Source organism: Agromyces sp. P1_H4 (genome assembly GCF_056405255.1).
Map to the genome: position 1 here is coordinate 1 of NZ_JBFUCL010000508.1, position 1,726 is coordinate 1,726.

Here is a 1,726-nt window from a genome sequence, read left to right on the forward strand (position 1 = left end):
CGGGTCGGCGGCGACGAGCGCGGGGATCGCCCGCCATGCGGTGACGACGAGGGCGAGGGCCGCAGCGCCGAGGACGCCGACGAGCAGCGCGCCGACGTGCGCGTCGGAGGCGACAGCCAGCTCGAGCGCCGCCTGCAGCATGCGGAGCATCGCGAGGAMCGGTTCGAGCACGTCGTCTCCTCTCGCTCCGCGGGCGTCGCCGCCGATGCTAGCACCGTAGGTCGGCTCCGCGCCGAGCGGCATGTCGCCGTGGAGACGGCGGCGGCTCCGTGAGCGCCGGGCGCCGGGAACACGAACGGGCGGATGACGCGACTGCGCGTCATCCGCCCGTTGCTGTGCTGGGTGGTTCAGGTGGTGCGGCTGCGGTTCCTCGTGATGAGGCCCCAGATGAGCAGCACGATGATCGAGCCGCCGATCGCGAGCAGCCACGTGCCCAGGTCCCAGAACTCGGTCAGGGGCCGGTTCAGGATCAGGCTTCCCAACCATCCGCCGAGCAAGGCGCCGACGACGCCCAGCAGGAGGGTGATGAACCATCCGCCGCCCTGCTTGCCTGGCAGGATCAGCTTCGCGATCGCGCCGGCAATGAGGCCGAGGATGAGGAATGCAAAGAAACTCATACGTGCTCCTTCGTTTCGGGGGTGCCCAACGAAATCACGCTACGCCGAACCCTCGCAACCCCTTGAACGCCACTCTGGGGTCCAGTATGCGGAGACTCCGGTCCGTTTCGGGTCGACGGGTCGACGAGGTCGGGCCGGAGCTGCGCCGCGGCGGTCAGACGGCGACGAAGCCCAGCGTCTCCAGCACCCGCACCTTGCCCGCGCCCTTCGGGATCTCGAGCGTGGCGACGCAGTCGCCGGCGGGCGGATGCACGACCGGCGTGGTGCCCACGCCGTCGGTCCCCACCTGCAGCACGAGCGTCGTGGAGTAGACGATCGCGCCGGCCGCCGAGCAGACCAGGCGGACCTGGTAGAAGTCGCGATTGTTCGCACCCGCGGCGGTGAAGCTCACGCCGCCGTCGGGTGCGATCGCGAGTGAGAACGGGCTCGTCGCGTTCGGAGCGGCAGGCTGGGGCGCCGCGGCCGCGGTTCCGTCCGCCGTGCCCGTCGTGGTGCCCGATGTCCCCGTCGTCGTGCCGGAGGTGGTCATGGTCGCCGTGCTGGAGGTCGTCGCGACGGACGTCGTCGTGGTCGTCGTGGCGACCCGGGCTCCGCTCCCCGCAGCGCCCTGCACCGGCGCCCCAGTGAAGGCCGCGTCATCCGTGCGGAACCGGAAGGAGTCGAACGACTGGCCCGTGCCGCGCCCGAACACGCCGGTCTGCCCGTCGGCGAGCGGGGAGTTGTAGGCGTAGGAGGTGATGACCTGACCGTCGAGCGTGATCGTCACGACCGTGCGCTTCAGCACCAGGTTGAGGCGGTAGTCGCGCCCGGCGACGAAGACCTTCGCGAGCGAGGCGTCGACGACCCAGCCGCCGCGCGGCGACACGTGACCGATGACGAGGCGCTTGCCCGCGACATCCAGCGCGACGAACTTGAAGTCGTCGTTCGCATACCAGTCGAAGACGATGCCGCTGTAGCCGTTGGCGGCGAGCACCGCCTCGACCTCGAGGTAGCTCATCGGGTCGAGTCGCACGCCGGTTCCCCCGGAGGCGGGGGCGCCGCCGGCGGTGTAGCCCACGAGCGCGGCAGCGAGGCCGTCGACGCCCGGCATCCCCGTAACCCTGCCGGGC

Annotated in this window: 2 protein-coding genes; both read right to left on the reverse strand. The window is 71.1% G+C overall.

The genetic code is table 11. The annotated features are described in order from the left end of the window. Positions 1-347: 347 nt before the first annotated feature. Complete coding sequence (locus tag AC1DY2_RS19445; RefSeq protein ID WP_159601013.1) at positions 348-617, reverse strand: GlsB/YeaQ/YmgE family stress response membrane protein; 270 nt, start codon at positions 615-617, stop codon at positions 348-350. A gap of 154 nt (positions 618-771) precedes the next feature. After that, positions 772-1,726: hypothetical protein (locus tag AC1DY2_RS19450; RefSeq protein ID WP_476763907.1), on the reverse strand; the 955-nt coding region annotated here is incomplete at its 5' end.